The 7,365-nt window shown below is 67.0% G+C and carries 7 protein-coding genes and 1 pseudogene; 7 read left to right on the forward strand and 1 reads right to left on the reverse strand.

Annotated elements, in window-relative coordinates:
- Nucleotides 1-22: 22 nt before the first annotated feature.
- The 6 genes and pseudogenes from QOJ24_RS16510 (at nt 23) to QOJ24_RS16535 (ending at nt 5,272) form a co-directional block, all read left to right on the forward strand.
- The gene (locus QOJ24_RS16510; RefSeq protein ID WP_526263055.1) at nt 23-862 is read left to right on the forward strand and encodes an ABC transporter ATP-binding protein; all 840 of its coding nucleotides are present in this window, start codon (nt 23-25) and stop codon (nt 860-862) included.
- Nucleotides 862-1,656, forward strand: a complete 795-nt coding sequence (locus QOJ24_RS16515; protein WP_526263057.1) for an NUDIX hydrolase — start codon at nt 862-864, stop codon at nt 1,654-1,656. Before QOJ24_RS16510 ends, QOJ24_RS16515 begins: the two co-directional genes overlap by 1 nt.
- Complete coding sequence (locus QOJ24_RS16520; protein WP_526263059.1) at nt 1,653-2,303, forward strand: enoyl-CoA hydratase; 651 nt, start codon at nt 1,653-1,655, stop codon at nt 2,301-2,303. The genes QOJ24_RS16515 and QOJ24_RS16520 overlap by 4 nt, the downstream gene beginning before the upstream one ends.
- A 10-nt stretch (nt 2,304-2,313) precedes the next feature.
- Complete coding sequence (locus QOJ24_RS16525; protein ID WP_526263061.1) at nt 2,314-3,312, forward strand: class I SAM-dependent methyltransferase; 999 nt, start codon at nt 2,314-2,316, stop codon at nt 3,310-3,312.
- 2 nt (nt 3,313-3,314) lie between these two features.
- Nucleotides 3,315-4,472: pseudogene (locus QOJ24_RS16530) on the forward strand (THUMP-like domain-containing protein); the annotation flags it as partial.
- A 74-nt stretch (nt 4,473-4,546) separates the two neighbouring features.
- Nucleotides 4,547-5,272: an esterase gene (locus QOJ24_RS16535; protein WP_526263063.1), complete on the forward strand. Its 726-nt coding sequence runs from the start codon at nt 4,547-4,549 to the stop codon at nt 5,270-5,272.
- Here QOJ24_RS16535 and QOJ24_RS16540 read toward each other — a convergent pair.
- Nucleotides 5,269-6,555, reverse strand: a complete 1,287-nt coding sequence (locus tag QOJ24_RS16540; protein ID WP_526263083.1) for a BamB-related PQQ repeat family beta-propellar protein — start codon at nt 6,553-6,555, stop codon at nt 5,269-5,271. The two genes, QOJ24_RS16535 and QOJ24_RS16540, sit on opposite strands and share 4 nt — an antisense overlap.
- Nucleotides 6,556-6,627: 72 nt before the next feature.
- On the opposite strand from QOJ24_RS16540, the gene QOJ24_RS16545 reads away from it, so the two are divergent.
- Nucleotides 6,628-7,365 carry an acyltransferase gene (locus QOJ24_RS16545; protein ID WP_526263065.1) on the forward strand — a complete coding sequence of 246 codons (738 nt, stop codon included), beginning with the start codon at nt 6,628-6,630 and terminating at the stop codon, nt 7,363-7,365.

Genomic DNA, 7,365 nt, shown 5'->3' on the forward strand with positions numbered 1-7,365 from the left:
ATCACCACACTACGATGGGTAAGTGCCCGACTCCGAAACCGACAGCGTCGAGGAAGACCTGCTGATCGACTTCGCCAGGGTCACGCTGCGACGCGGCGGACAAAATCTTGTCGGGCCGATCACCTGGTCTGTCGAGCTCGACGAACGCTGGGTGGTCATCGGGCCGAACGGTGCGGGCAAGACGTCGCTGCTGCGTATCTCCGCCGCGCTGGAGCATCCGTCGGCAGGCACGGCATACGTACTCGGCGAACGCCTCGGCCGCACCGACATGTCCGAGCTGCGCTCGCGCGTCGGGCTGAGCAGTTCAGCGCTGTCGCAACGGGTGCCCGAAGGGGAGTTGGTCCGCGATCTCGTCGTGTCGGCCGGATATGCCGTGCTCGGCCGCTGGCGCGAGAAATACGACGAGGTCGACTATGAGCAGGCGATCGACATGCTGGAAAGCGTCGGCGCCGAACACCTGGCCGAACGCACCTACGAGACGCTGTCGGAAGGGGAGCGCAAGCGGGTGCTGATCGCCCGTTCCCTGATGACCGACCCGGAGCTGCTGTTGCTCGACGAGCCTGCGGCCGGACTGGATCTTGGCGGCCGTGAAGAACTGGTGGCGCGGCTCGAAGACCTGGCCGCCGACCCGGACGCCCCGGCGATCGTGCTCGTCACCCACCACGTCGAGGAGATTCCGCGCGGGTTCAGCCACGCCCTGATCCTGTCGGAGGGACGCGCCGTTGACGCCGGGCTGCTGACGGACGTGCTGACTGCAGAGAATCTGTCGAAGGCGTTCGGCCAGTCCATCGCACTCGAAATCATCGACGGCCGCTATTTCGCCCGGCGCACCAGAAGCCGGGCAGCGCACAGGAGGCGTTGATGGAAGATCCTCTGGTTCCGCGGCCTGCCGCAACCGTGATGCTGATCCGGGACACATCCGATGGCATCAAGGTCTTCCTGATGCGGCGCCACCGCGGGATGGACTTCGTCGGCGGAGTGATGGTATTTCCCGGCGGCGGGGTCGACGACCGCGACCGTAACGCCGACATCGCCTGGCATGGACCGGACAAGTTCTGGTGGGGCGAGCGGCTGGGGACCGACGCCGACCTCGCCGAGGCCCTCGTCTGCGCTGCGGCGCGGGAGACGTTCGAGGAGTGCGGTGTGCTGTTCGCCGGCGCGGCAGACGACCCGGACCTGCTCGTCGACGATGCGTCGAGCTACCGCGACTCCCGGGCCGCACTGGTGAGCAAGGAGCTGTCCTTCGCCAAGTTCCTGCGCGGCGAGAAGCTGATGCTGCGCGCCGACCTGTTGCGGCCGTGGGCGAACTGGGTGACCCCCAAGGAGGAGCGCACCCGCCGCTACGACACCTACTTCTTCGTCGGCGCGCTTCCCGACGGGCAACGCGCCGACGGCGACAACACCGAATCCGATCAGGCCGACTGGGTCACGCCGGAGTCGGCGCTGGAGGACTTCTCGGCGCACCGCAGCTTCCTGCTGCCCCCGACATGGACTCAGCTCGACGCGCTGGCAGGCCGCACAGTGGCCGAGGTGCTCGCCGTCGAACGCCGGATCATCCCCATCTCGCCGAACATGAGCATGATCGACGGCAATTTGGAGTTCGAGTTCTTCGACGGGCAGCGCTACAACCAGGCGCTGGGGGGCCGCACCCCGTGAGGGAGTTCGTCAGCGTTCACACTCTCGACGAGCATCCCGGCATCGCCACCCTGCTGCTGTCCCGGCCGCCGACCAATGCACTGACACGCCAGGTGTGCCGCGAAATCATCTCCGCCGCAGCCGAATTGGGTGCGCGCGACGATATCGCGGCAGCGATCCTGTTCGGTGGGCACGAGATCTTCTGCGCAGGCGACGACGTGACGGTGCGCCAGACCCTCAACGCAGAGGAGGCCGCAGGCGCCGCCGAGGTCGGTCGGGAGGCCGTCGACGCCGTGGCCGCGATTCCCAAGCCGACGGTCGCCGCGATCACCGGTTACGCACTCGGCAGCGGGCTGACACTGGCCCTTGCCGCGGACTGGCGGGTGGCCGGCGACAACATCAAAGTCGGTGCCACCGAAATCTTGTCGGGTTTTCCGCCCGGCGAGACGCTCCGGTTGGCCCGCACCATCGGTGAGAGCAAGGCCAAGGACCTGGTGTTCACCGGTCGGTTCGTCGACGCGAAGGAGGCCATGGCGCTCGGCTTGGTCGACGAGTTGGTGGCCCCGGATGCTGTCTACGACTCGGCGATGGCCTGGGCGAAGCGCCTGGTCGACCATCCGCCGCAGTTGCTCGCCGCCGCCAAGGCCCGATTTGGCGAGGGCCGTTAGGCTGCCCTGCATGACGTATGAGGAATCCAACGCTGGACTCGATGTCGACGGCGGACCGGCTCCGAACCCCCATGCCACGGCCGAGGAAGTGGAGGCCGCCCGGCACGACAGCAAGCTTGCGCAGGTGCTGTACCACGACTGGGAGGCGGAGTCTTACGACGAGAAGTGGTCGATCTCCTACGACAAGCGCTGCATCGACTACGCGCGCGGCCGCTTCGACGCCATCGTTCCCGCCGACGAGCAGCGCAAGCTGCCCTACGACCGCGCCCTGGAGCTAGGCTGCGGCAGCGGGTTCTTCCTGCTCAACCTGATTCAGTCCGGTGTTGCCCGACGCGGCTCGGTGACCGACCTGTCGCCGGGGATGGTCAAGGTGGCGACCCGCAACGGCCAGAATCTCGGTCTCGACGTCGACGGACGGGTCGCCGATGCGGAGGGCATTCCGTACGACGACGACACCTTCGACCTGGTGGTGGGGCACGCCGTGCTGCACCACATTCCCGATGTCGAGCTGTCGCTGCGAGAAGTGGTGCGCGTGCTCAAGCCGGGCGGCCGGTTCGTGTTCGCCGGTGAGCCCACCACCGTGGGCAATGGCTATGCGCGGACTCTGGCGAACTTGACCTGGAACGTCACCATCCGCGCCATGAAGCTGCCCGGACTCGGCAGCTGGCGGCGCCCTCAGGCCGAGCTCGACGAGAACTCGCGGGCCGCGGCGCTGGAGTGGATCGTGGACCTGCACACCTTCGACCCGGCCGACCTCGAGAAGATGGCAAACCGCGCGGGCGCAGTGCAGGTCAGCACCGCCACCGATGAGTTCACCGCGGCGATGTTGGGATGGCCGGTACGCACCTTCGAGTCGACGGTGCCGCCCGGCAAGCTCGGCTGGGGCTGGGCCAAGTTCGCGTTCGGCAGTTGGACGACGTTGTCGTGGGTGGATGAGAACGTCTGGCGCCACCTCGTACCCAAGGGCTGGTTCTACAACGTCATGGTGACCGGGGTTAAGCCGTCGTAGAGTTCGACCTCGACGCGGTCGGCTTTCTGGGTAGCGAGACCGGGGCCACAGCGCTCCGCGATGTTGCGGGTCATGAATTGACGGATGCGACGCGCATCGCCGACATTTCCTCTATCCGAACGCGATTCGGTGACCGGGCAGCGGTACTTGTCGAGACCACGCTGTTGCGCCGCCGCGCGGCCGCGAAATTCGATGACCCGTCGCGATGGTTGTTCACCGATGACGCGCTGCAACAAGCCACCGCGCAGGCCGTCGCAACCCATCGGGCGCGGCGGCTGGCGGGCGCGACCGTGCACGACGTCACGTGTTCGGTCGGCACCGAACTCGCATCGCTGCGCACGACGGCTGGTTTCGTGGTGGGCAGCGATATCGACGAGGTCCGGCTGGCCATGGCCCGGTACAACGTCGGCGACGTGCCGCTGTGTCGCGCCGACGCGCTGCGTCCCATCACCCGCGACGCCGTCGTGCTCGCCGACCCGGCGCGCAGGGGATCCGGTCGGCGACGGTTCGACCCGCACGACTACATCCCACCGCTCGACTCGCTGCTCGACGTTTACCGCGGTCGCGATTTCGTCGTAAAGTGCGCGCCTGGAATCGATTTCGCTGAAATCGAGCGACTCGGCTTTACCGGTGAAGTCGAGGTGATATCGCTGGACGGCAGCGTGCGCGAGGCCTGTCTGTGGTCGTCGGGCCTTGCCGAGGTCGGCGTACACCGTCGCGCCACCGTGCTGAGCGGTCCCGAGCAGATCACCGACGCCGAACCCGACGATTGCCCGGTGGCGCCCGCGGGCCGGTGGATCGTGGACCCTGATGGCGCGGTCGTCCGCGCCGGACTGGTCCGCCACTACGCGGCCAGACACGGGCTGTGGCAGCTCGACCCCGACATCGCCTACCTGTCCGGCGACCGGCTGCCCGAAGGCGTCCGTGGCTTCGAGGTGCTCGACGAGCTCGGCTTCAGCGAAAAGCGGCTACGACAGGCCCTGGCGGCGCACGACGCGGGCGCCGTCGAGATTCTGGTCCGAGGCGTCGACATCGACCCGGACGCACTCCGTAAGCGGCTGAAGCTGCGGGGGTCCGCCGCGGTATCGGTGGTGGTCACCCGCATAGGCTCCGGCACGGCAAGTCGTGCAACGGCATTCATCTGTCGACCCTCGCGTTAGAGGTAGGTTTGCTGCCGCCTGTATTGTGTCGTCGGCGGCTACCGGGCCGCTCTCGGTCGAAGAGGATTTCATCGATGCGCATTCCCACGTCGGTTCTCGCTGCCACGTCAGCCGTCCTGCTTGGTTTTTCCAGTGTTGTCACCCCGGTACCGGCTTCGGCCGCACCGCCGAAGTGCTCGGATCTCAAGGGTGGCCTCGTCGGGCAGAACTGCGTGATCCAAGAAGCCGACGCCGGATACAACCTGAGCATCACCTACCCGGCCAACTATCCCGACGTGCAGGCCGTGTTCGACTGGGTCAAGCAGACCAGGGACGGATTCGTCAATGTGGCGAAGTCGCCCGACGCGCGCACCATGCCCTACCAGCTCGAGGTCACCCCAACCGAGTACAACTCGGCGGTCCCGCCACGTGGCACGCAGTCGGTGGTGTTCAAGATCTACCAGGACGTCGGCGGGACCAAGCCGCAGACCTTCTACAAGGCGTTCAACTGGGATCAGACCCTTCGCTGGCCCATCGTGCTCGACACCGGCGGCCGTGAGAAGACCCAGCCGCTGTTCCAGCCGGGCGCCAACCCGTGGCCGACCATCTTCCCGCTGGTGGAGGCGGACCTGGAGAAGCAGATGGGCACCAAGCCGGCGATCGCGCCGCAGGTGGGCCTGAACCCGGCGACCTACGAGAACTTCGCGATCCAGAACGACACGTTGATGTTCTTCTTCGGCCAGGGCACCATCCTGCCTGAGTCGGCAGGCGCCCTTTCGGTGACGATTCCGCGAGCACCGGTCGACAGGATGATCGCCTAACTCGGCGCGAAGCCGTAGACCTGGCCTGCGCTGGTCGAGACGACGACGCGGCGGTCGTGGCCGATCGACACTCCGACCGGCCAGCCCCCCGCGTCGGGCAGCGGATAGCTGTTCACGGTGTGCCCGTTGGCGGGATCGAACACGAGCAGCGCCTGGCCGTTGTCTCCGTCGGTGACCACGGTGTAGGCGACGTGTTCGCCTGCCCGGCTCGACGTCGTCAAGGGGGAGACGTCATCGCGGGTCCAGATCACGTCGGCGTGGTCGCCGCGGTCCCTGATCGCGATCAGCCGGCTGTCGGGTCCACCGCCTGCGATGACGTCTTCGCTCGGCGCTACCGAGGGCGGAGTCTGCGACAGGAACTTCACCGGAGTCGACCATTTCGGCTTGCCATTGTCGGCGTTGATGGCCCATAGCTTGTCGTCCCGACCGTTGACGTAGATCGTCGACCCGTCGGCGGAGGCCACCGGGCTGGCCAGCGTGCCCGCCTTGACCGCATCGCTGGTCCAGGCCACTGCCAACCTGGGGTTTCGGTCCGGGTTGTACTTCAGCCCGACGAGCACCGAGGCGGCAGCGCCGGGCTGCCACACCGGCACCACCACCATTCCCGCCTTGGCGGCATAGGCCGGCGCGGCGGCGACCGGGCAACGCGGCCGTGCGGGCGCGCAGTCGGTCAGACCACGTTGGGCGTCAGTCGGGTTGACCCCCTCCACCAAGTCCAGCGGGTTGCCCATCACCGTGCCGCGGTGGGCGTCGAACAGAAGCACCTGGCCCAGATGGGTCACCACCAGAAGCTGTCCCGGCGCCAAAATCCTTGCCGTCGTTGGCATTCCGATCACGGGCTGTCGCCACCGGATCCACTGCGTCGGCGGGAACGACAGCATGGCGCCTGGTTGGCCGACGTAGAGGTTGTCGAATCCGTCCCACAACGGGCTCGAGGACTCGCCGCCCTGCCACAGCCGCGTGCACCAGCGTTGGCGCGCGTTGTTGTCGGCTTCCCACACCATCAGCGAGCAGCCGGCCGGGGTTTGCGCGTTGACCGACAGATACTGTCCGGACCCCATCGCCGCCCCGGCGCCGAGGTCGCCCTTGACCGAGCGGCTCCACTCCAATTCGAGTTCCTCGGCCCCCGCGACATCGGCATAGCTGCTATTGGCGGCGTCGGCGTACTGGGCGGCCCAGCCGTCGGCGGCGTGCGCGTCGACCCAGGAGTCGGTGTTACCGCATCCGGCCAGAGCACCGGTGATCAGCGCCGTTGACGTCAGCGCGACGAGTCGCCGGAACACGGTTTCCTTTCCTTGTTGGACCACGTGAGGGTAACCGTTCGGGATGCGAGTGCTCGCGTAGGCTTTCCGGCCATGACGACGATGTGGGGAGCGCCGCTGCACAAGCGCTGGCGGGGCTCTCGGCTCCGCGACCCGCGCCAGGCCAGATTCCTCACGGTGGCATCCCTGAAATGGGTGATCTCCAACCGCGCGTACACACCGTGGTACCTCGTGCGCTACTTCCGGCTGCTCAAGTTCAAGCTGGCCAACCCGCACATCATCACCAGGGGCATGGTCTTCCTCGGTAAGGGTGTGGAGATTCAGGCCACTCCCGAACTGTCGACGATGGAGATCGGCCGCTGGGTCCACATCGGCGACAAGAACACGATCCGCTGCCATGAGGGATCGCTGCGCTTCGGCGACAAGGTGGTGCTCGGCCGCGACAACGTCATCAACACCTACATCGACATCGAACTGGGCGCCTCGGTGCTGATGGCGGACTGGGTGTACGTCTGCGACTTCGACCACCGGATGGACGACATCAACCTCCCGATCAAGGATCAGGGCATTCTCAAGGGCCCGGTTCGGATCGGTCCCGACACCTGGATCGCGACCAAGGTCACCATCCTGCGCAACACCACCATCGGCAGGGGCTGCGTGCTCGGCTCACACGCCGTGGTCAAGGGCGACATCCCGGACTATTCGATCGCGGTCGGCGCGCCGGCCAAGGTGGTGAAGAACCGCAAGCTGGCGTGGGATACGTCGGCGGCCGAACGGGCCAAACTGGCGGCCGCTCTCGCCGACATCGAGCGCAAGAAAGCCTCCCGCTGA

It is taken from the genome of Mycobacterium sp., assembly GCF_032159775.1.
GTDB lineage: Bacteria > Actinomycetota > Actinomycetes > Mycobacteriales > Mycobacteriaceae > Mycobacterium.

Coding starts and splice junctions, on each gene's coding strand:
- QOJ24_RS16525 (WP_526263061.1), top strand. CDS start 2,314: ATGACGTATGAGGAATCCAACGCTGGACTCGATGTCGACGGCGGACCG.
- QOJ24_RS16515 (WP_526263057.1), top strand. CDS start 862: ATGGAAGATCCTCTGGTTCCGCGGCCTGCCGCAACCGTGATGCTGATC.
- QOJ24_RS16535 (WP_526263063.1), top strand. CDS start 4,547: ATGCGCATTCCCACGTCGGTTCTCGCTGCCACGTCAGCCGTCCTGCTT.
- QOJ24_RS16545 (WP_526263065.1), top strand. CDS start 6,628: ATGACGACGATGTGGGGAGCGCCGCTGCACAAGCGCTGGCGGGGCTCT.